The 22,727-nt window shown below is 62.4% G+C and carries 19 protein-coding genes; 14 read left to right on the top strand and 5 right to left on the bottom strand.

Annotated features, from left to right (window positions below):
* Position 1 precedes the first annotated feature (1 nt).
* From AC3RCM_RS04925 to AC3RCM_RS04910, 4 genes are all read right to left on the bottom strand, one after another.
* The gene (locus AC3RCM_RS04925; RefSeq protein ID WP_064492388.1) at positions 2-298 is read right to left on the bottom strand and encodes a hypothetical protein; all 297 of its coding nucleotides are present in this window, start codon (positions 296-298) and stop codon (positions 2-4) included.
* Complete coding sequence (locus AC3RCM_RS04920) at positions 295-1,374, bottom strand: serine hydrolase domain-containing protein (protein ID WP_392523783.1); 1,080 nt, start codon at positions 1,372-1,374, stop codon at positions 295-297. Before AC3RCM_RS04920 ends, AC3RCM_RS04925 begins: the two co-directional genes overlap by 4 nt.
* Before the next feature lie 108 nt (positions 1,375-1,482).
* Positions 1,483-2,043: a response regulator transcription factor gene (locus AC3RCM_RS04915; RefSeq protein ID WP_003255244.1), complete on the bottom strand. Its 561-nt coding sequence runs from the start codon at positions 2,041-2,043 to the stop codon at positions 1,483-1,485.
* Positions 2,043-3,299 (bottom strand): ATP-binding protein, encoded by a 1,257-nt coding sequence (locus AC3RCM_RS04910; protein ID WP_012051278.1) that lies wholly within the window; start codon positions 3,297-3,299, stop codon positions 2,043-2,045. The genes AC3RCM_RS04915 and AC3RCM_RS04910 overlap by 1 nt, the downstream gene beginning before the upstream one ends.
* A 202-nt stretch (positions 3,300-3,501) precedes the next feature.
* Here AC3RCM_RS04910 and AC3RCM_RS04905 point away from each other — a divergent pair, with 202 nt between their 5' ends.
* From AC3RCM_RS04905 to AC3RCM_RS04845, 13 genes are all read left to right on the top strand, one after another.
* Complete coding sequence (locus tag AC3RCM_RS04905) at positions 3,502-4,218, top strand: SIMPL domain-containing protein (protein WP_003255248.1); 717 nt, start codon at positions 3,502-3,504, stop codon at positions 4,216-4,218.
* A gap of 379 nt (positions 4,219-4,597) precedes the next feature.
* Positions 4,598-6,223, top strand: a complete 1,626-nt coding sequence (locus tag AC3RCM_RS04900; RefSeq protein WP_010952093.1) for an ABC transporter substrate-binding protein — start codon at positions 4,598-4,600, stop codon at positions 6,221-6,223.
* A gap of 146 nt (positions 6,224-6,369) precedes the next feature.
* The gene (locus AC3RCM_RS04895; RefSeq protein ID WP_064492386.1) at positions 6,370-7,962 is read left to right on the top strand and encodes an ABC transporter substrate-binding protein; all 1,593 of its coding nucleotides are present in this window, start codon (positions 6,370-6,372) and stop codon (positions 7,960-7,962) included.
* Positions 7,963-8,190: 228 nt separating this feature from the next.
* On the top strand, positions 8,191-9,570 hold the full coding sequence (locus tag AC3RCM_RS04890; protein WP_104886654.1) for an OprD family porin: 1,380 nt from the start codon (positions 8,191-8,193) through the stop codon (positions 9,568-9,570).
* A 78-nt stretch (positions 9,571-9,648) separates the two neighbouring features.
* On the top strand, positions 9,649-11,259 hold the full coding sequence (locus AC3RCM_RS04885; RefSeq protein ID WP_177409996.1) for an ABC transporter substrate-binding protein: 1,611 nt from the start codon (positions 9,649-9,651) through the stop codon (positions 11,257-11,259).
* A 91-nt stretch (positions 11,260-11,350) separates the two neighbouring features.
* The gene (locus AC3RCM_RS04880; protein WP_003255257.1) at positions 11,351-12,361 is read left to right on the top strand and encodes an ABC transporter permease subunit; all 1,011 of its coding nucleotides are present in this window, start codon (positions 11,351-11,353) and stop codon (positions 12,359-12,361) included.
* Positions 12,362-12,371: 10 nt separating this feature from the next.
* A complete protein-coding gene (locus AC3RCM_RS04875; RefSeq protein ID WP_003255259.1) occupies positions 12,372-13,298 on the top strand; it encodes an ABC transporter permease subunit in 927 nt (308 codons plus the stop codon).
* A 10-nt stretch (positions 13,299-13,308) separates the two neighbouring features.
* Positions 13,309-14,277, top strand: a complete 969-nt coding sequence (locus tag AC3RCM_RS04870) for an ABC transporter ATP-binding protein (RefSeq protein WP_020191897.1) — start codon at positions 13,309-13,311, stop codon at positions 14,275-14,277.
* Positions 14,277-15,245 carry a peptide ABC transporter ATP-binding protein gene (locus tag AC3RCM_RS04865; protein WP_003255261.1) on the top strand — a complete coding sequence of 323 codons (969 nt, stop codon included), beginning with the start codon at positions 14,277-14,279 and terminating at the stop codon, positions 15,243-15,245. The genes AC3RCM_RS04870 and AC3RCM_RS04865 overlap by 1 nt, the downstream gene beginning before the upstream one ends.
* Before the next feature lie 690 nt (positions 15,246-15,935).
* Positions 15,936-16,760: an AraC family transcriptional regulator gene (locus AC3RCM_RS04860; RefSeq protein ID WP_177429881.1), complete on the top strand. Its 825-nt coding sequence runs from the start codon at positions 15,936-15,938 to the stop codon at positions 16,758-16,760.
* Positions 16,761-16,824: 64 nt separating this feature from the next.
* The gene (locus tag AC3RCM_RS04855; RefSeq protein ID WP_492629401.1) at positions 16,825-18,231 is read left to right on the top strand and encodes an NAD(P)/FAD-dependent oxidoreductase; all 1,407 of its coding nucleotides are present in this window, start codon (positions 16,825-16,827) and stop codon (positions 18,229-18,231) included.
* Between the two features lie 33 nt (positions 18,232-18,264).
* Positions 18,265-18,606, top strand: coding sequence for a cupin domain-containing protein (locus AC3RCM_RS04850; protein WP_012051262.1), 342 nt, complete (start codon positions 18,265-18,267; stop codon positions 18,604-18,606).
* 52 nt (positions 18,607-18,658) lie between these two features.
* Positions 18,659-19,738 carry a polyamine ABC transporter substrate-binding protein gene (locus AC3RCM_RS04845; RefSeq protein WP_003248478.1) on the top strand — a complete coding sequence of 360 codons (1,080 nt, stop codon included), beginning with the start codon at positions 18,659-18,661 and terminating at the stop codon, positions 19,736-19,738.
* A gap of 131 nt (positions 19,739-19,869) precedes the next feature.
* Here the strand turns inward: AC3RCM_RS04845 and AC3RCM_RS04840 are convergent, their stop codons facing one another.
* Positions 19,870-21,453 (bottom strand): peptide chain release factor 3, encoded by a 1,584-nt coding sequence (locus AC3RCM_RS04840; protein WP_003248481.1) that lies wholly within the window; start codon positions 21,451-21,453, stop codon positions 19,870-19,872.
* Between the two features lie 557 nt (positions 21,454-22,010).
* Here AC3RCM_RS04840 and AC3RCM_RS04835 point away from each other — a divergent pair.
* Positions 22,011-22,724, top strand: a complete 714-nt coding sequence (locus AC3RCM_RS04835) for an ABC transporter permease (protein WP_003248483.1) — start codon at positions 22,011-22,013, stop codon at positions 22,722-22,724.
* Positions 22,725-22,727 lie beyond the last annotated feature (3 nt).

The raw sequence follows: 22,727 nt of genomic DNA, 5'->3' as shown, positions 1-22,727 counted from the left end.
TTCATGGCAGCAAGCGGCAGCCCTCACGCGCGCTTTGCCAGGCCGCCTGGCTGCGCCGCCCCAGGCCTTCAGCGGTGACTCGCTGCTGCTGGCTGTTTTCCTCCAGCAGGCTCAGTGGCAGCCACTGCTTCACGTACCCTTGGCAGTACACCTTGTCGAAGCCCATGACAAAGCGGCAGGAACAATATTCCTTGGCCGAGTAGGCCGAGAGTATGCCGGGGAAGTCCGCCAGCGCCTGGCGTTCCTGCCAGGCCCAGTACAGGAGCCCTGCCAGCGCCAGCAGCAATAACCGCTTCATGCCCCCTCCCCGGCCAGTACCGCCAGCACCCGCTTGAGCAATTCGTCGTGTCGATAGCTGCTGTCACGGTCATCGGCGTAGCGCACGATCACCAGCTTTTGCTCAGGCAGCACATATAACGCCTGCCCCCAGTGGCCAAGGGCGGCGAAGGTGTCTGCGGGTGCACTGGGCCAAGGCCGTTCGGCGCCAGCCAGCGGCTGGTTGAGCCACCAGTGGCCGCCCGGGATGGCCTCGCCAGGCAGCGCCTGGGCCTGGGCAAACGGGGTCCGGTTGAAGGCTACCCAGGCTCTGGGCAGCAATTGTCGGCCCTGCCAGCGCCCGTCGCGCTGCATCAGCAGGCCAATACGGGCCAAATCGCGGGCACTGAGGTAGAGATAGGAAGAGCCTACATAGGTGCCTGCCCGGTCACGCTCCCACACCGCACTGCCGATACCCAACGGGGTGAACAGTGCGTGCCAGGGGTAGTCGGGGTACTGCCCGGCATCGAGCATGCCACGCAGCGCGGCGGCCAGCAGGTTGCTGTCGCCGCTGGAGTAGAGGAACCGCTGACCGGGGCTGGCGGCGGCACCCCGGGCCGCCGCGTAGGCGGCCATGTCTGCGCGGCCACGGGTATACAGCATGGCCACTACCGAGGACTTCAGCGGCGCGTATTCGTAGTCTTCCTGCCACTCGAGGCCACTGGCCCAGTGCAGCAGGTCGGCCACGCGCACGCCTGGGTGGGCGCGCATGGGGGGATAGAAGCGGCTGACCGGGTCTTGCAGCTGGAAGCGGCCTTCGCCCTGGGCTACGCCCATTACCGTGGCCAGTATGCTCTTGCTTACCGACCAGGTCAGGTGCGCGGTGGCGGCGCGGGTGGGCGCGGTGTAGCGCTCGTGGAGGATACGCCCGTCGCGGATGATCAGCAGAGCGTCCGTGCGGATGCCGTTGCGCTCCGAGGGGGAGCGTGCAGGAAAGGCGTAGGCGTCGACGGCCTGCCAGTCGAGGGTGGCAGGGTCGTTCTGCCACTGCGGGTCAGGCCAGTCTTCAGCTTTGGCGCTACCTGCAACCAGCGCAAGGATGACCAACAGTACCTTCATCGAGCTCGCCTTGATTGGGGCTGCTGTGCAGCCCTTCGCGGGTAAGCCCGCGCTCACAGTTGCAGGAGCGGATTCCCCCGCGAACAGGCCAACATCATCGATAAGGAATCAGCGCCGAACCGGTCGCTTCTGCAGCTTGCGCTGCAAGGTCCGTCGGTGCATGCCCAGCGCCCGTGCGGTGGCCGAGATATTGCCTTCATGCTCGTTCAGCACGCGCTGGATGTGTTCCCACTGCAGGCGATCGACCGACATCGGGTTTTCCGGCACCAGGGTATCCAGGTCGGTGTGCTCCGACAGAAGTGCTGCCAACACATCATCGGCGTCAGCCGGCTTGCACAGGTAGTTGCAGGCACCGCGCTTGACCGCCTCCACTGCGGTGGCAATGCTCGAGTACCCGGTCAGGATCACCACGCGCATTTCCGGGTCCAGTTCCAGCAGCTTGGGCAGCAGCACCAGGCCGGAGTCGCCATCCATCTTCAGGTCCAGCGTGGCGTAGTCCGGCAGGTCCTGCTGGGCCAGAATCAAGCCTTCTTCGGCAGAACTGGCAGTGCTCACACGGAAACCGCGACGGCTCATGGCCCGGGCCATGACCCGGGTGAAGGTGGCATCGTCATCCACCAGCAGCAGGTGCGGCAGCTCTTCGCTTTCGACCTGGTTTTCTTCGCTCATCATTCATCTCCTCGCTTGCCATAGGGCAGGCGCAGTTCGGTCAGGGTGCCACCCTGTTCATGACTATAGAGTTTCACCGAGCCGCCCGCACGGGTCACGCTGGCCTTGCTCAAGAACAGGCCCAGGCCGAAGCCTTTGCCCTTGGTGGTAATAAAAGGTTTGCCGATGGCTTCGGCAATGGCTGGCGGTACACCAGGACCATGGTCGTGGATACTGATGACGATGTCCTGGGCGTCCCAGTCCAGGCGAACTTCCAGATCATCAGGGCAGGCATCGGCGGCATTGTTCAGCAGATTCAGTAACGCCTGGGTCAGGTCTGGCGGCGGCGCCAGACGCGGCACCTTGCCGTCGCGCAGGCGCTGGAAGCGGTAGCTGGCTTCCGGGCGCATCAGGTGCCAGCGGTTGAGCGCCTCGTCCAGCCAGGCAGTCACATCCTGCTCCACGATGGCCAGGCGTCGATTGGCTTCGGCTGCGCGCACCAGCTGTTGCAAGGTCTCTTTGCACAGCTTTACCTGGTCCTGGAGGATCTGCAGGTCCTCCTGCAACATCGGGTCGGTGTGGTCCTGGCGCATTTCGTTGATCAGCACGCTCATGGTCGCCAGCGGCGTACCCAGTTCATGGGCGGCACCGGCAGCCTGGGTAGCCACAGCCAGCAGTTGCTCGTCGCGCAGGCTTTCTTCACGCCGCTCTGAACGCAGCTGCTCCTGGCGGCGCAGCTCTTCGGCCATGCGCGCGGCAAAGAAGGTGATCACAGCCGCCGCCAGGGCAATGCTCAGCCACATGCCGTAGACCTGCATCTTGTCCCGCGCCATCGGCAGCCCTTCGAGCGGGTAGAACTGCACCAGCAGCAAACTGTAGGCCGTCAGCGCAATGCCCGACAGGATCAGCGAATACAGCCACGGCAAGGTCACCGCAGCGATCGCCAGCGGCACCAGGTAATACGACACGAACGGGTTGGTCGAGCCGCCGGAGTAATACAGCAAGGCACTGTGGATCAGCAGGTCACAGGCCAGCTGCAGGGCGTACTCCATTTCGGTGACGGGCAGCGACAGCCGCAGGCGCAGGGCCGTGAAGGCACACAGCAACGAAGACAAAGCCAAGGTGCCGGCCAGCGACAGCCAGGGCAATGGCAGCAGTTCGGTCCAGTAGGCAACGCCCACCGAGCCGGCCTGGGCAGCCAGGACCAGGACCCGAATGACGGTCAGGCGCCAGAGGTTCTGGCGGGTAGCGGACAACGGTTGTACGGCGGCGAGCATGAGCTCTCCTGATGAGTGCTCCAGAAAAATCGGCTGGAGTATACCGAAGCCGGGCGCCTCGCTGCAGCGATGCGGCAAAGCGCCACACTTTGTCACAGGTTCATGATGGCACTTTTGAACCCACTACACTGTTGCCGGTCCTATGGGCCATGCGTGGAATGGATGACCAGCCCCCACGCCTTCAAATGCCAAGGAGTACCACATGCAAATCCCACGTCGCGGCGCCGCCCTGATCATGTCTTGCGGCCTGCTCGCCAGCCTGCCGGCACTGGCTGCCGATGAACCGCGTTTCAACCAGGTATCGCTGCGTGCCGAAGTCAGCAAGGAAGTGGCGCGCGACCTGATGGTCGTGACCCTGTACAGCGAAGCGCAGAACAGCGACCCGGGCAAGCTCGCCAAGCAGATTACCGAAACCATGAACAAGGCCGTGCAGCAGTCGCGCCAGGTCAAGGACGTGAAGATCAGCCAAGGCAGCCGCAACAGCTACCCGGTGTATGACAGCAAGGGCCAGAAAATTACCGGCTGGCGCGAGCGCGCCGAACTGCGCCTTGAAAGCGCCAACTTCCCGGCCTTGTCCCAGCTTACCGCCGATTTGTTGCAAGAGCTGAAAATGGCTGGCATGGACTTCTCCATCGCCCCGGCCACGCGCAAGGCCAGCGAGGATGCTCTGCTCAAGGATGCGGTCGATGCCTTCAAGGCACGCGCGCAACTGGCGACCGAAGCGCTGGGTGGCAAAGGCTACAAAGTGGTGAGCCTGAATCTCAACAGCAGCGGCTACCCGCGCCCGTACTTGCGTAGCGCGCCGATGGCGATGAAGGCCATGGGGGCTGATGAAGCGGCACCGGCGCCAGATATCGAGGCAGGCACCAGTGAAGTGAGCATGAATGCCGATGGCCTGATCGAAGTGCAGATGCCATAAGGCGTCCACGCATCATTTGTGGGAGCCCGCGAGCAAGACACGGTGGTGGAGGCACGGGCTTCGCCCGTGTTCGCGGGTAAACCCGCTCCTACGGGTGACTGCGTTATTGTCACGATTTTCAGACATTTCTTACGCACCAACAGGGTGCGTCCTACGCTTTCCCCTACCTAGAAACATCGCGCAAAACGCCATCATTTTGCCTACGCAAACGTTTAACTTCGCCAAAAGTTATACCGATGCGACATCCATGTACGTTCGTGCCACTTTCCCGGCGTCAACTATCCTTGTACCTGTTGCAATGGGAACGCCCCCTGCATAAGTATCCGCAGGTCGGCTCACGAGGCCACCTCATCCAAAAAATGACAACAATGAGGCCACCATGCTCAAACACGCAGTCATTCCGTTCCTGCTGGGTGCAGGCTTGCTCAGCGGCGCACCGTCGGCCGTTGCCGCATCCAACCTGGTGTTCTGCTCCGAAGGCAGCCCGGCCGGCTTCGATCCGGGGCAGTACACCACCGGGACCGACTTCGATGCCTCGGCAGAGACCGTGTTCAACCGCCTGACCCAGTTCGAGCGCGGCGGCACTGCGGTCATCCCGGGCCTGGCGACCAAATGGGAAGTGTCCGACGACGGCAAGACCTACACCTTCCACCTGCGCGAAGGGGTCAAGTTCCACACCACCGACTACTTCAAGCCCAGTCGCCCGTTCAACGCCGACGACGTGCTGTTCACCTTCAACCGCATGCTCGACAAGGACAACCCGTTCCGCAAGGCGTACCCCACCGAGTTTCCATACTTCACCGACATGGGCATGGACAAGAACATTGCCAAGGTGGAGAAGCTTGACGAGCACACGGTGAAGTTCACCCTCAACGAGGTTGACGCCGCGTTCATCCAGAACCTGGCCATGAGCTTTGCCTCGATCCAGTCCGCCGAATACGCCGACCAGCTCCTAAAGAACGGCAAGGCCGCCGACATCAACCAGAAGCCGATCGGCACCGGCCCGTTCGTGTTCAGCAAATACCAGAAGGACGCGCAGATCCGCTTCAAGGGCAACAAGGACTACTGGCAGCCCGAGGACGTGAAGATCGACAACCTGATCTTTGCCATCACCACCGACGCCTCGGTGCGCATGCAGAAGCTCAAGAAGAACGAGTGCCAGGTCACCCTGTTCCCACGCCCTGCCGACATCGAGCCGCTAAAAGCCGACAAGAACCTGCAAATGCCGCAGCAGGCCGGTTTCAACCTCGGTTATATCGCGTACAACGTGATGGACAAGATCAAGGGCAGCAACGAGGCCAACCCCATGGCCCAGCTGAAAGTCCGACAGGCGCTGGACATGGCCGTGGACAAGAAAAAGATCATCGAGTCGGTGTACCAGGGCGCCGGCCAGCTGGCGGTCAACGCCATGCCGCCCACGCAGTGGTCCTATGACGACAGCATCAAGGACGCCGCCTTTGACCCCGAGAAAGCCAAGCAACTGCTCAAGGAAGCCGGCATCAAGGAAGGCACCGAAATCACCCTGTGGGCCATGCCCGTGCAACGCCCGTACAACCCCAATGCCAAACTGATGGCTGAAATGCTCCAGTCCGACTGGGCCAAGATCGGTATCAAGGCGAAGATCGTCAGTTATGAATGGGGCGAGTACATCAAGCGCTCCAAAGGTGGCGAACAGGGTGCCATGCTGATTGGCTGGAGCGGTGACAATGGTGACCCGGACAACTGGCTGGGTACCCTCTACGGTTGCGATGCCGTCGATGGCAACAACTTCTCCAAGTGGTGCTACAAGCCCTACGACGACCTGATCAAGCAGGCCAAGGCCACGTCCGACCAGGCCAAGCGCACCGAGCTGTACCAGAAGGCGCAGCATATCCTCAAGGAGCAGGTACCGATCACCCCGATCGCCCACTCCACTGTCTACCAGCCCATGAGCGCCAAGGTGAAGGACTTCAAGATCAGCCCGTTCGCGCTGAATTCCTTCTACGGCGTCAGCGTGGACAAATAGGCTGACTGAGGCACCCGCTGAATCGCGGGTGCCCTTCACCCCCGCCACCTCTTCATGTCGTCCTGCGGCCATACGCTGCGGGGACGGCGAACTGTTGCCGCCATTCGTACCCGGAGGCGGCGCGAACAGATGAAAAAGGATTTGCCATGCGCCACGTTACCCGCCTTTCCGCGCTGCTGGCTCTGGGCCTGGTCAGCCAATCCCCGGTCCTGCTGGCCAACAACCTGGTGTTCTGCTCTGAAGGCAGCCCAGCCGGCTTCGACACCGCCCAGTACACCAGCGCCACCGACAACGACGCCGCCGAACCCATCTACAACCGCCTGGTCGAGTTCGAACGTGGCGGCACCACCGTGCACCCGGCCCTGGCGACGCACTGGGAGGTGTCCGACGACGGCCTGCGCTACACCTTCCACCTGCGTGAAGGGGTCAAGTTCCACAGCAACAAGGCCTTCAGCCCGAGCCGCACGTTCAACGCCGACGATGTGCTGTTCACCTTCAACCGCATGCTCGACAAGGGTCATCGGTTCCGTCAGGCCTACCCTACCGAGTTTCCCTATTTCAACGGTATGGGCCTGGACAAGAACATCGCCCGCGTCGAGAAGGCCGACCCATTGACCGTGGTGTTCACCCTGAACACCGTCGATGCCGCGTTCGTCCAGAACCTGGCCATGAGTTTCGCCTCCATCCTCTCCGCTGAATACGCCGAACAGCTACTGGCCAGTGGACGCCCCAGCGACATCAACCAGCAGCCTATCGGTACCGGGCCGTTCGTGTTCCAGCGCTACCAGAAGGATTCGCAGATCCGCTACAAGGGCAACAAGGACTATTGGGCAGCGAACGAAGTGAAGATCGACAACCTGGTGTTCTCGATCAATACCGACCCGTCGGTGCGTATCCAGAAGCTGCGCCGCAATGAATGCCAGGTGACCCTGCACCCACGCCCGGCCGACCTGCCGGCGCTCAAGGCCGACAGCACGCTGCAGGTGCTCCAGCAACCAGGCTTCAACCTCGGCTACATCGCCTACAACACCCAGCACCCGCCATTCGACCGCCTGGAAGTGCGCCAGGCAATGGACATGGCGGTCAACAAGGAAGCCATCCTCCAGGCGGTGTACCAGGACGCCGGCCAACGGGCGGTCAACGCCATGCCACCGACCCAGTGGTCCTATGACGACAGCATAAAGGACGCCCCGTACGCGCCAGAAAAGGCCAGACAGCTGCTCCAGCAGGCGGGTGTCAAACCTGGCACCGAGATCACCCTGTGGGCGATGCCGGTGCAACGCCCGTACAACCCCAATGCCAAGCTGATGGCCGAAATGCTCCAGGCGGACTGGAGCAAGCTCGGATTCAAGGTGCGCATCGTAAGCTACGAATGGGGCGAATACCTCAAGCGCATGAAAAACGGTGAGCACGACATCGCCCTGATCGGCTGGACCGGTGACAACGGCGACCCGGACAACTGGCTGGGCACCCTCTACAGCTGCGAAGCCATCGGCAGCAACAACTACTCGCGGTGGTGCGACCCGCAGTACGACAGCCTGGTCAAGCAGGCCAAGCAGGTGACCGACCGTACGCAACGCACCGCCCTGTACCAGCAGGCCCAGCAGCGGCTCAAGCAGCAGGTACCGATCACGCCGGTGGCGCATTCCACCGTGAGCCAGCCGCTTAGCGTCAAGGTTTCCCAGTTCAAGGTCAGCCCGTTTGGGCGCAATGATTTTTCCGGTGTGAGTGTTGATTAAGCGTTAGCCAGTACCGGCCTCTTCGCGGGCAAGCCCGCTCCCACAGGATCTCGACAGGTTCGGACACTGCGCCCTACCTGAGGGAGCGGGCTTGCCCGCGAAGAGGCCAGAACGGCCAACACAACGCCCCGATTCTGCCCGGTGATCCCGCGGCACCCCTGGCAACACCGCAGCAATCACCCGGCCCACAAGGCCGGCCATAACTAGAAAAGAAAGGGAGCTTTAACCTTGAAAGTATTCACCTTGACCGCACTGGCGTTATCCATCAGTGCCTTTTCCACGGTGGCCCAGGCAGATCCGCAGAGCCAGGACTACATTCCGCTCACCCTCAAAAGCAGCAGCGAGCAAGCGCAAGCCAGCGGCTTCATCGACGGCCAAAGCCTGTCCGGTAGCACCCGCAACTGGTATGCCCGCGAACGTGCCGCACGCGCGCCGCTGTGGAAGTACTACAAGAACGACGGCACCCGCCACGACACTCACAGCCGTGAAAACTGGGTCCAGGGCACCATCCTCAATTACAGCTCCGGCTTCACCCAGGGCACCGTGGGCTTCGCCGTCGAGGCTGCCGGCTACAACGCCATCGCCCTGCAACAGAGCCGCGAAGCCATCGCCGGCCCCAACAACCGCACCCTCACCCACAGCGATGGCGACCCCGTCGGCCAGTGGAGCAAACTGGGCCTGGGCAATATCAAGGCGCGCGTGTCCAACACCACCCTTACCCTTGGCCGCCAATCGGTGGATACGCCGATGATCGCCTACATCGGCAACCGCGCCCTGCCCTCGAGCTTCCAGGGCGCGTTCCTGCACAGCGCTGAATTCGACAACCTCAGCATCGACCTGGGCACCTTCGACCGCGTCTCGCCACGTACCGAACAGAGCCTCAGCAAGTTCCGCAGCGAGTACAGCGCCACCGGCGTGGAAACCGACCGTGCCAGCACCGCCGGCATCAACTACCAGCCGTTCAAGAGCCTGAGTACCAGCCTGTACGCCACCAAGGTCGACGACTTCTGGAACCAGTACTACTTCGGCGCCAACCATGTGCTCGGCGACAGCGCAGTGCTCAGCCTGAGCACCGGCCTGAACTACTACAAGACCGTCGACGCCGGCAGCCAGAAAATGGGCAAGATCGACAACGACACCTACAGCCTGTCACTGGGCCTGACCCATCAGGCCCACACCCTCAGCGCCTCCTGGCAGCAGGTCAACGGCAATGAATACTTCGACTACCTGCACGAAACCAACGGCATCTTCCTGGCCAACTCGCTGCTGTCGGACTTCAACGGCCCCAACGAGAAATCGCTGCAGATTTCCTATGTGCTGAACATGGCGCCCTATGGCGTGCCTGGCCTGAAGTTCAACCTGTACAACGCCCGCGGCTGGGGTATCGACGGCACCCACTACCGCGGCACTGCCTACGACGTGAATGGCCTGGATGGCGAAACCCACTATGAGTGGGGTATTGGCACCAGCTACGCGTTGCAGAGCGGGCCGCTGAAAGACACCAGCATCCGCGCCACCTACACCACCCATCGCGCCAGCAAGGCCCAGGGCGATGGCAGCCTGGATGAGTTCCGCGTGGTCACCACCATTCCGTTCAACATTCTCTGACCGTCGGCGCCCTGGCCCGTTTCGCTGCGGGCCGGGGCGGCTACGCTGGAACCAATGCAAGCAGGGAGTTTTCAACACATGCACAGAGCTTTCATGAAATCGCGGCCGTTGCGCCTAGCCCTGGTCGCGCTGCTTCTGGGCGGCGCCACGCAACTGGCGGCCAAGCCGCTGGTGGTGTGTACAGAAGCCAGCCCGGAAGGGTTCGACATCGTCCAGTACACCACCGCAGTCACCGCCGATGCCTCGGCCGAGACAGTGTTCAACCGCCTGGTCGACTTCAAACCCGGCACCACCGAGATCCAGCCGGCCCTGGCCGAGCGCTGGGACATTTCAACCGACGGCCTGACCTACACCTTCCATCTGCGTCAGGGGGTGAAGTTCCACACCACCGACTACTTCAAGCCCACCCGTGACTTGAACGCCGATGACGTGCTGTGGAGCCTCAATCGCCAGCTCGACCCGAACCACCCCTGGCATGACAAGACCAGCGTCGGCTACCCGTACTTCGAGAGCATGGGGTTCAAGGAACTGCTCAAGTCGGTCAGCAAGGCTGACGAGCACACCGTGGTGATTACCCTCAGCCGACCGGAAGCGCCGTTCCTGCGCGACATGGCCATGGGCTTTACCTCGATCTACTCCGCCGAATACGGCGACCAGTTGCTCAAGTCTGGCAAGACCGCCGAGCTGAACAGCAAACCGATCGGCACCGGCCCTTTCATCTTCCAGCGTTACAACAAGGACGCCCAGGTCCGCTTCAAGCCCAACCCGGACTATTTCCGCGGCAAGCCGCCGGCCGATGCGCTGGTGTTCGCCATCGCCATCGACAGCAACGTGCGCCTGCAGAAACTGCGCGCCAACGAGTGCCAGGTGGCGCTCTATCCCAAGCCCGATGACGTGCCGTCGATCAAGCAAGACCCGAAACTCAAGGTTGAAGAAATCGAGGCCCTGGTCACCGGCTACATCGCCATGAATACCCAGCACAAATACCTCAACGACGTGCGTGTGCGTAAAGCCATCAACATGGCCTTCGACCGCCAGACCCATGTCGACCAACTGTTTGGCAAAGGCAACGCGCTGGTGGGTGTAAACCCTTACCCACCCACCATGATCGGCTACAACACCCATAACCAGAACCCACCGCGCGACCTCGACAAAGCCCGCGCACTGCTCAGCCAGGCCGGTGTACCCGAGGGCACGGTAATCACCCTGTTCACCCGCAACGGCGGCGGCCCGACCAACCCCAACCCGCGCCTGTCCGCCGAGATGCTGCAGGCCGACCTCAAACAGATCGGCCTCAAGCTGGATATCCGCGTCATGGAATGGGCCGAGATGCTGCGCCGGGCGAAGAACGGCGAAGCCGACCTGGTGTCCACCGGCTGGGCCGGCGACAACGGCGACCCGGACAACTTCCTCAGCCCACTGCTCAGTTGCGATGCCGTGAAAAGTGGCGAGAACTATGCGCGCTGGTGCAACCCCAAGTTCCAGGAGCTGATCAGCCGCGCCCGCGAAGTGATCGACAACGACGAGCGTGCAAGGCTCTATAACGAGGCATTGAAAGTGTACGATGACGAACAACCCTGGATCAGCATGGCTCATCCAAAGATGTTCACCGCCATGCGTGACAACGTGGAGGGCTACGTGATCAACCCTCTGACCAACAACAACTTCGCCACCACCAAGGTGAAGTAGAACAACAACGACCGCCGGCCACCCACACGGGGACCGGCGGCTCTGCCGTAACGGGCTGATCGCCCCACGGCCTGATGAGGTAACCCCGACAATGTTGAGTTTTATTGCCCGGCGCCTTGGCCTGCTGATACCGACCTTTTTCGGCATCACCTTGCTGACCTTCGCGCTCATACGCCTGATCCCCGGCGACCCGGTGGAAGTGATGATGGGCGAGCGCAGGGTCGACCCCGAAATGCATGCCCAGGCCATGGAACGCCTGGGCCTGAACAAGCCACTGCCGGTCCAGTACCTGGACTACGTCGGCAAACTTGCCCAAGGTGACCTTGGCGAATCGCTGCGCACCCGCGAAAGCGTGTGGCGCGAGTTCCTCACCCTGTTCCCGGCCACCCTGGAGCTGGCCTTCGCCGCCCTGCTGTTCGCCGGCGTCGTCGGCCTGCTGGCCGGTGTAATCGCCGCACTCAAGCGCGGTTCGCTGTTCGACCACGGGGTCATGGGCATATCACTGGCCGGCTACTCGATGCCGATTTTCTGGTGGGGCCTGATCCTGATCATGTTCTTCTCCGTGAGCCTGGGCTGGACCCCGGTGTCCGGGCGCATCGACCTGCTCTACGACATCGAGCCGAAGACCGGCTTCATGCTTATCGACACCCTGCTCAGCGATGAAGAAGGCGCGTTCAAGGACGCTGTGATGCACTTGATCCTGCCGGCCATCGTGCTCGGCACCATCCCGCTCGCGGTGATCGCCCGCATGACCCGCTCGTCGATGCTGGAAGTACTGCGTGAAGACTACATCCGCACCGCCCGCGCCAAAGGCCTGTCGCCGGCCCGTGTGGTGTTCGTCCATGGCCTGCGCAATGCGCTGATCCCGGTGCTGACCGTGTTCGGCCTGCAGGTCGGCACGCTGCTGGCCGGTGCGGTGCTGACCGAAACCATCTTCTCCTGGCCGGGCATCGGCAAATGGCTGATCGAAGCCATCGGTGCCCGTGACTACCCCGTGGTCCAGAACGGCATCCTGTTGATCGCCTGCCTGGTGATTCTGGTCAACTTCGTCGTGGACATCCTCTACGGCCTGGCCAACCCACGCATCCGTCATCAGCGCTGAGGCCCTTGCCATGACTAGCCCGATTACAAAATCCGTGTCACCGGCCAGCCCGGTGGACCAGAGCCTGCTCTACCCCTCCCCGTACAAAGAATTCTGGCAAGCCTTCGCGCGCAACAAGGGCGCGGTGATGGGCCTGGCCTTCATGTGCCTGGTGGTGTTCTGCGCGCTGTTCGCGCCTTGGGTCGCCCCGCATGACCCGAGCGAGCAGTACCGCGACTTCCTGCTGACCCCGCCGGTGTGGCTGGAAGGCGGCACCTGGCAGTTCATCCTGGGCACCGACGAACTGGGCCGTGATCTGCTTTCGCGGCTGATTCAGGGTGCACGGCTATCGCTGCTGATCGGCCTGTCGTCAGTGGTGATGTCACTGATCCCAGGCATTCTCCTTGGCCTGCTGGCCGGCTTTTTCCCGCAGTTGCTCGGCCCGTCGATCATGCGCCTGATGGACGTGATGCTAGCCTTGCCGTCGCTGTTGCTGGCCGTGGCCATCGTCGCCATCCTCGGCCCTGGCCTGATCAACACCGTGATTGCCATCGCCATCGTTTCCCTGCCGTCCTACGTGCGCCTGACCCGCGCCGCGGTGATGGGCGAACTTAACCGCGACTACGTCACCGCCGCACGCCTGGCCGGCGCCGGCTTGCCCCGACTGATGTTCGTCACCGTGCTGCCCAACTGCATGGCACCGCTGATCGTGCAGGCCACGCTCAGCTTCTCCTCGGCCATCCTTGACGCCGCCGCACTGGGCTTCCTCGGCCTCGGCGTACAGCCGCCAACCCCCGAGTGGGGCACCATGCTGGCTTCGGCCCGGGATTACATCGAGCGCGCCTGGTGGGTGGTAAGCCTGCCCGGCCTGACCATCCTGCTCAGTGTGCTGGCAATCAACCTGATGGGCGACGGCCTGCGCGATGCGCTGGACCCGAAACTCAAGAACGCCGCCTGAGGAAAACGCCATGCCACTTTTGCAGATCAACAACCTCAACGTGCGCTTCGGCGACGCCAATGCGGTACCCGTGGTGGACGGCCTTGACCTGGTGGTAGACGCCGGCGAAATCCTGGCCATTGTCGGCGAGTCCGGCTCGGGTAAATCGGTCACCATGATGGCCCTGATGGGCCTGATCGACGCCCCCGGGCGCATCACCGCCGACGCCCTGACCTTCGACGGCACCGACATGCTCAAGCTCAGCGGCCGTCAGCGGCGCAAGGTGGTGGGCAAGGACATCGCCATGGTCTTCCAGGACCCGATGACCGCGCTCAACCCCAGCTACACCGTAGGCTTCCAGATCGAGGAAGTGCTACGACAGCACCTGGGCCTGAAAGGCAAGGCTGCACGCCAGCGTGCTCTGGAGCTCTTGAAAAAGGTCGAGATCCCGGCCGCCGAAAGCCGCCTGGACGCTTACCCGCACCAGCTGTCAGGCGGCATGAGCCAACGTGTGGCGATCGCCATGGCCATTGCCGGCGAGCCAAAGCTGCTGATCGCCGACGAACCGACCACGGCCCTCGACGTGACGATCCAGGCACAGATCATGGAACTGCTGGTCAACCTGCAGAAGGAGCGCAACATGGCGCTCATCCTGATCACCCACGACCTCGCCGTGGTTGCCGAAACCGCCAGGCGGGTGTGCGTGATGTACGCCGGCCAAGCCGTGGAAGTGGGCCAGGTGCCAGAACTGTTCGATGTGCCCGCCCACCCTTACAGCGAAGCCCTGCTCGCCGCGATCCCCGAGCACAGCATTGGCGCCGAACGCCTGGCCACCCTGCCTGGCATCGTCCCCGGCCGCTACGACCGCCCGGTCGGTTGCCTGCTGTCACCACGCTGCCCCTATGTTCAGGACAATTGCCGGCGCCAGCGCCCCCCCCTCGACCCTCAGGCCCACAGCCTGGTGCGTTGCTTCTACCCGCTGAACCAGGAGGTGGCGTGATGGCCGTCGTTCTATCCGCCCGGGAGCTGACCCGGCACTACGAAGTCTCCCGCGGGCTGTTCAAGGGCCATGCCCTGGTCCGTGCGCTCAATGGCGTTTCATTCGAACTGGAGGCCGGCAAGACCCTGGCTGTAGTCGGCGAGTCCGGCTGCGGCAAGTCGACCCTGGCCCGCGCCCTGACGCTGATCGAAGAGCCGTCGTCCGGCTCGCTGCAAATTGCCGGCACCGAGGTGAAGGGCGCCAGCAAGGCAGAGCGCAAACAACTGCGCCGCGATGTACAGATGGTGTTCCAGAGCCCCTACGCCTCGCTCAACCCAAGGCAGAAGATCGGTGACCAACTGGCCGAACCGCTGCTGATCAACACCTCGCTGAGCAAGGCCGAGCGCCGGGACAAGGTGCAGAAGATGATGGAACAGGTCGGCCTGCGCCCCGAGCACTACCAGCGCTACCCACACATGTTCTCTGGCGGCCAGCGCCAGCGTATCGCCCTGGCCCGGGCGATGATGCTGCAGCCCAAGGTGCTGGTGGCCGACGAACCGACCTCTGCGCTGGACGTGTCGATTCAGGCGCAGGTGCTGAACTTGTTCATGGATCTGCAGAAGGAGTTCAACACCGCCTACGTGTTCATTTCGCACAACCTGGCGGTAGTACGGCATGTGGCGGATCAGGTATTGGTGATGTACCTGGGGCGGCCGGCGGAGATGGGGCCGAAGGAGGACATCTACAACAAGCCGCTGCATCCCTATACCCAGGCGCTGCTGTCGGCGACACCGGCGATTCATCCAGACCCGTTGAAGCCGAAGATTCGTATCGTCGGGGAACTGCCCAACCCGCTGAACCCGCCGGATGGGTGTGCCTTCCACAAACGCTGCCCGTATGCGACCGAGCGGTGTGCCAAGGAGGTGCCGGCGCTGAGGCAGGTGAGTACGCGGCAGGTTGCGTGCCACTATGCGGAGCAGTTTCTTTAACTGTTAGAAAACTGGGCAGCCCTCAATGCGAAAAACAGCAGTTTGCTGCGCTGCCCAGCTGAAGTACCAAGGCTTTTTGATTGTGGAGCTGAATCCATTTGTGGACGAGGTTGCCATTGAGGCTGTAGCCCAAGGCGATGTTTGCGATGGAGGCGCCGGGCTCGTCGCACTCTGGGCTTTGAAAGGTTTATTGTAGGTACGGCGCTGAGGATGCCTGGAAAATCCGCTTGATGGGCCAGAAATGGTGTCCACTTTTAGGTGGACACCATGGCCTTCGCCGGTTCCGTCAGGAAGATGTGTTGGCCGGACGGATACCGGGATTCGACTATCAGGGGAGTGTCAATTTTTTTGTGTACGGGACAAGGCATTTTCAATGCTTTGATACCTGCTTGCTGACTGCAGACGCCGTCAAGCCTAATTGGGCGCAAAAGGGCCGCAAAAAGCGGCCCCCAAAATCTCAATGCATAAAGAACCAGATCAGAATGATCACCGGAATCGGCACCCCAATCATCCAAAGCAGTATCGAGCGCATGGCCTTTCTCCTTGTTCGATGGTGACAAGAAAGGTGCAGCCGCCATGCCAGTTGTATCAAAAAACTACATTCATAAGAATCAAAGGCTTACCCTCCAAGCCGCCTGAGCAAACCGTGCAATATGCAGGATCCACGCCCTTGCACCTGGGTGTTCTGCAATGCACTATCCTCCCATGATCGCCACCACCCTCCCCGACGGCCCCGAGCAAACGCCGCTTACCGCCGAAATCGTGCTGCGCTACCACCTCTGCTGGAAGCACCGCGACCTCGACGGTGTCATGGCGCTGTACCACCCCGATATCCAGTACCACGACTTCTTCCAGAACCGCGTGCTCGGCCACCAGGAACTGCGCGACTATGTACGCGCCTGTCTGCCCCATGAAGCCGGCGAGGACATCGTCCACAGCGACCGCATCCGCGTCGATGGCTGCACCGCATTCATTCAGTATCAGGTCACGGTGCAGGGCGGCGACGGCCTGGTTGCGTTCCAGTCCAGCGAGGCGATCACCGTCAGGGACGGGCTGATCTGGCGGGTCAACGAATACGCCACGCTGGTCCGCCGGAACGGCACAGGCCCCGCCAACAGCGGCCCGCGCCCCGCCACCAGCCGCCTGGGCCTGTCGCCCCGGCAGTTGTCGACCATGGCCCAGGACCTGGAGCACTACTTCCAGCGTCAACGCCCCTACCTCGACCCGGAGCTCGACCTGCAACAGGTCGCCGACGCCAGCGGCTACAGCCGCAACCAGATTTCCTACCTGCTCAACCAGGTGCTGGGGCAAAGCTTCTATCGCTACGTCAACCAGGCACGCCTGCAGCACCTGATGGCCAGCCTCGGCGACGACAGCGTCGAGGCGACGATCGACGAGCTGGCCTTCAGTGCCGGCTTCAACTCGCTGTCGGCGTTCTACAAGTGCTTCCGTGAGCACACCGGGCTCACGCCCAAGGCCTACCTGAAGCAAATTTCCCTGCGTGCACGCACGTAGGACAGCTGCCCGCTGACACCACTACGATCGCCCACAGACCTTGACGGATGTGGAGCCGAACCCGATGCAACCCCTGCGCACGCTCAGCCTGTGGATGGACCAGCTCGACGAGCCGCTGTGCGCGCGCCCGGCACTGCGCAATGACCTCGACGTTGACGTGTGCATCATCGGTGCCGGCTATACCGGCCTTTGGACCGCGTACTACCTCAAGCGCCAGGCACCCCAGCTGAACATTGCGGTGATAGAAGCCCAAATCGCCGGCTTCGGCGCCTCCGGCCGTAATGGGGGCTGGCTGATGGGCAACCTGCTCGGCGAAGACCGCCTGCTCGGTGCCCTCTCGCCGCAACAGCGCCGCGCCAGCATCGACCTGCTGCACGGCATCCCTGATGAAGTGCATCGCGTGCTGCAAAGCGAAGGCATCGACTGCGACTACCGCAAAGGCGGCGTCCTTTATTGCGCGGCGCGCTACCCGGAGCAGGAACGCAGCCTGCGCGCCTACCTCGACGACTTGTATCGCCAAGGCATGACCGAGGACGACTACCGCTGGCTGAGCCCCGAGCAGCTGGGGAGCCAGCTGCAGGTCAGCAATGCGTTTGGAGCCATCTACAGCCCGCACACGGCGACCATCCAGCCAGCCAAGCTGGTGCGCGGCCTTGCCCGGGCAGTGGAAGCGCTGGGCGTATCGATCTACGAAAACACCCCGGCCATCGACTGGCAGCCGAGCGAGGTGCGTACCCCGCTGGCACAGATTCGCTGCCAGTGGATGGTGCCTGCCGTGGAGGGTTACGCCGCCAGCCTGCCGCCACTGGGCAAACACCAATTGCCGGTACAGAGCCTGCTGGTGGCCACCGAGCCGCTGCCGGAGGCCACCTGGGAGCAGATTGGCCTGAGCCAGGGCCAAGCCTTCAGTGAAAGCAGCCGCCAGGTCACCTACGGCCAGCGCACCGCCGACAACCGCCTGGTCTTCGGTGCTCGCGGTGGCTACCGCTTCGGTGGGCGTCTGCGCGAAAACTTCAACCTCGACGAACACGAAGTCGAACTGCGCCGCTACCTGTTCGGCGAACTGTTCCCGCAGCTCAAACAGGTACGCATCACTCATACCTGGGGCGGCAACCTGGGCATGGCGCGACGCTTCCGCCCACACATGCTCTGCGACCGCCAGCGCGGCATCGCCCTTGCCGGCGGCTACGGCGGCGAAGGCGTGGGGGCTACCAACCTGGGCGGACGCACCCTGGCGGCGCTGATCCTCAACCAGCGCAACGAACTGACGGCACAACCCTGGGTGCTCGACAACCGCCCGCTATCGAGCCTGGCCAGCTGGCCTCCCGAGCCCTGCCGCTGGCTGGGCTACAACGCGATCATCCAGAGCTTCGTCCACGAGGACCGGACCCTCGCCAACCCCGCCAGCGCGCCGTGGAGGCGGCGCCTGGCCATCTCGGTTGCGGACTTCATGGAAGGCTTCATGCACTGACTTCCCTTTTCACTCGTACAGGATCCACCGGTCATGAGCATCACCCAGTTCAAGAACACCGAATTTGCCGTGCTCGACAGCTCCAACCCGGTCGCGGTACCGCTCGGCGAACCCGTGGCAGTCACGTCAGTCACCTGCGTGGAGCGCAGCGATGGCGTTGAAACCGGCATCTGGGAATGCACCCCAGGGCGCTGGCGGCGGCAGATCGTGCAACAGGAGTTCTGCCATTTCATCAAGGGCCGCTGCACGTTCACCCCCGACGGTGGCGAGCCCCTGGTCATAGAAGCCGGAGACGCATTGATGCTACCGGCCAACAGCACCGGCACCTGGGACATCCAGGAGACCGTGCGCAAGACCTACGTGCTTATTTTCTGATCCGCTGATCGCCTGCCTTCGATAACAACAGACAAAGCAAGGTAAACCCGACATGCGCACCTTCCTCCTCGCCCCCCTGATGCTGGCCGCCAGCGTGGCCAGCGCCGCTGAAACGGTGAAGATCTACAACTGGTCCAGCTACGTGGCCCCCGACACGTTGAAGAACTTCCAGCAAGCCAGCGGCATCGTGCCGACCTATGACGTGTACGACAGCAATGAAACCCTCGATGGCAAGTTGATGACCGGCAATTCCGGCTACGACGTGGTGTTCCCCTCCAACCATTTCATGGCCCGGCAGATTCAGGGCAAAGCCTTGAAGCGCCTGGACAAGTCGCAGCTGCCCAACTGGCACAACCTCAACCCGGTGCTGCTCAAGGCGCTGGAGGTCAACGACCCGGGCAACCAGTACGGCTTCCCGTACCTGTGGGGCAGTACCGGTATTGGCTACAACATCGACAAGGTCAAGGCGGTGCTCGGCGACAACGCGCCCGTGGACTCCTGGGACCTGATCTTCAAGCCCGAGTACATGAGCAAGCTGAAAAGCTGTGGCGTCGCGGTGCTGGACAATGGCCCCGAACTGCTGCCGATCGCCCTGCACTACCTGGGCTTGCCCCATCACAGCCAAGACCCCAAGGACTACGAGAAGGCCAAGGACCTGCTGATGAAAGTGCGGCCTTACATCAGCTATTTCCACTCGTCCAAGTACACGGGCGACCTGGCCAACGGCGATATCTGCGTGGTAGTGGGGTTCTCAGGGGACGTGCTGCAGGCGAAGAACCGCGCCGATGAGGCGAACAATGGCGTGAAGGTGGGCTATTCGATACCCAAGGAGGGCGCGCCGATGTGGTTCGACATGGTCGCCATGCCCGTCGATGCGCCCGATGAAAAGGCCGGATATGCCTACATGAACTACCTGCTGCAGCCGGAAGTGATGGCCAACATCAGCAACCATGTGCAATACGCGAACGGCAACCTCAAGGCAGACGGCCTGGTAGACCCGGCGATGAAGGGCAATACGATGATTTACCCGAGCGACGAGGTGATGGGCAAGCTGTATGCGCTGGAGGCGATGCCGGCGAAGATCGACCGTATTCGTACGCGAATCTGGACCAGTATCAAAGCCGGGAACTGAAATGGGGCCGCCTAGCGGCCCTTCGCGGGCACGCCCGCTCCCACAGGTATCCCATGACCTCCTGGTTTGGTGATTCCCTGTGGGAGCGGGCGTGCCCGCGAAGGGCTGCAAAGCAGCCCCGATTTCAGGCCTTAATGGTGCTCGCGGGTAGCGCGGAACTTGATGTCCGGCCAGCGCTCTTCCATCAGCGCCAGGTTGACCCGGGTCGGCGCCAGGTAGGTCAGGTGACCGCCGCCGTCGATGGCTAGGTTTTCCATGGCCTTGGTCTGGAATTCCTCGAGCTTCTTCTTGTCATCGCAGCTGATCCAGCGCGCCGACCAGACAGTGATGGGCTCGTAGGCGCACTCGACCTTGTACTCTTCCTTCAGGCGGCTGGCGACCACGTCGAACTGCAGCACACCGACCGCACCCAAGATGATGTCGTTGCTGCGCTCAGGGAAGAACACCTGAGTAGCACCTTCTTCGGCCAGCTGCTGCAGGCCTTGACGCAGTTGCTTGGATTTCAGCGGGTCTTTCAGGCGTACGCGGCGGAACAGCTCCGGTGCGAAGTGCGGGATACCGGTGAAGCCCAGCGCCTCGCCTTCGGTGAAGGTGTCGCCAATCTGGATGGTGCCGTGGTTGTGCAGGCCGATGATGTCACCGGCAAAGGCTTCTTCCAGCTGCTCACGCTCGGAGGAGAAGAACGTCAGCGCATCGCCGATACGCAGGTCTTTGTTCAGGCGCACGTGGCGCATTTTCATGCCTTTCTCGTACTTGCCCGAGCAGATGCGCATGAAGGCGATACGGTCGCGGTGTTTCGGGTCCATGTTCGCCTGGATCTTGAACACGAAGCCGGTGAACTTCTCTTCCACAGGCTCCACGGTGCGCTCGTGGGCCACACGGCCAAGCGGACGCGGCGCCCAGTCGACCACGGCGTCGAGCACGTGGTCGACACCGAAGTTGCCCAGTGCAGTACCGAAGAACACAGGGGTCAGCTGACCGTTGATGAACTCTTCCTGGTTGAACTCGTGGCAAGCGCCCTGCACCAGCTCCAGTTGCTCGACGAACGAATCGTACTGGTCGCCCAGGTGCGCGCGGGCTTCGTCCGAGTCCAGCTTCTGGATGATCTTGGCTTCGGTACGCTCGTGGCCGTGGCCCGGGGTGTACACCACGATGTAGTCACCGGTCAGGTGGTACACGCCCTTGAAGTCACGGTAGCAACCGATCGGCCAGGTGATTGGCGCGGCCTTGATCTTCAAAACGGCTTCGATCTCGTCGAGCAGTTCGATTGGGTCGCGGATATCACGGTCGAGTTTGTTGATGAAGCTGACGATTGGCGTGTCGCGCAGGCGGCACACGTCCATCAGGGCGATGGTACGCGGCTCAACGCCTTTACCGCCGTCGAGCACCATCAGCGCCGAGTCCACCGCGGTCAGGGTGCGGTAGGTGTCTTCCGAGAAGTCTTCGTGGCCGGGGGTGTCGAGCAGGTTGATCATGTGCTCGCGGTACGGGAACTGCATCACCGAGGTGGTGATGGAGATGCCGCGCTGCTTCTCCATTTCCATCCAGTCGGAGGTGGCATGGCGGTCGGACTTGCGCGACTTCACGGTACCGGCGACGGCAATGGCCTTGCCCATCAGCAGCAGCTTCTCGGTGATGGTGGTCTTACCGGCGTCGGGGTGGGAAATGATTGCGAAAGTGCGGCGCTTCGCGACTTCGGCGGCCTGGTTGGTCATGGGAAATCGCCTGACTGGGGGATTTGAAAGGGGCAGTATCATACCTGAAGTTGGGCCTGGGCCAAAATCTGCCGAATGAATGGCGCCTGTGCCGGCCTCGTCGCGGGTAAACCCGCGCCTACAGGTACGACACAGGATCCGGATGCGGTGCAGTCTTCGTAGGAGCGGGTTTACCCGCGAAGACGCCAGCACAGACAAAACAAACCCAACAGGCAATCGCTTTATCACGACAAATAACCAAAACGCAGTTATTTCAACGCCTGCAGCACATCAAGTCGCTGTTTTTTCTCGCCAAAAAACCCGCAACCCAGCGATTAACGCTGGCCAAATGCCGTCCCAGATGGGAACCTTTACGCCCACGGAGACGTCCACTCCCCTGCAAACCGCTTCGGTTGGGGACTGGTTTCATCAGCATTTTCGGGCCCGACGGGGTTCGGCTCATGGCCTGATCGCAGCCCTCGGTTTGCATCACGCTGCTACTCGCGAACACACCACCCGCCGCCAGGACTGGCCGGCAACCAAGAAGTGTGCTCGCCGACTACACAAGGAGTCCACCTGTGGCTAAACGCTACGGAAAGGGGCTGTTGGGATGGGCCGCCGTGCTCGTCATCCTGGCCCTGCTGGTCCACTGGATCGGCATCGACACGATCGCGCGTTATCGCGACGATCTTGGGTTCTACCTGCAAGCGCACCTGGTACTGGTGCTGGCTTCGATGGCGGCGGCGCTGGCCGTGGGCATCCCCGCCGGCATTGCGTTAAGTCGACCGCACCGGGTCGACAAAGCCGAGCGCTTCATGCAGTTCTTCAACGTTGGCAACACCATCCCCCCTCTGGCCGTTCTGGCCATCGCCCTGAGTATCCTGGGCATCGGCGCCGGGCCTGCGATCTTCGCACTGTTCCTCGCGTCCCTCCTGCCCATCGTGCGCAACACCTACGAAGGCCTGAAAAACGTCCCCGCATCGCTCAAGGAAGCCGCTACCGGCATTGGCATGACCCCGCGCCAGCAACTCTGGCAGGTGGAACTGCCCAACGCCGTGCCGATCATCGTCGGCGGCGTACGCGTGGCCCTGGCGTTGAACGTGGGCACCGCACCGCTGGCATTCCTGATCGGCGCCAACAGCCTGGGCAGCCTGATTTTCCCCGGCATCGCCCTGAACAATCAGCCGCAGCTGCTGCTGGGGGCCGCCTGTACCGCGCTGCTGGCACTGGTGCTGGATGCGGCGGTGAGTTTCTCCAGCAGGCGCTGGCTGGAACGTGGCCTGGCCCAATAAGGA

The sequence above is a fragment of the Pseudomonas sp. GW823-FHT05G12 genome (genome assembly GCF_058795575.1).
Note: the sequence above shows the minus strand (reverse complement) of the source record. Positions and strands in the feature narration are given on the sequence as shown.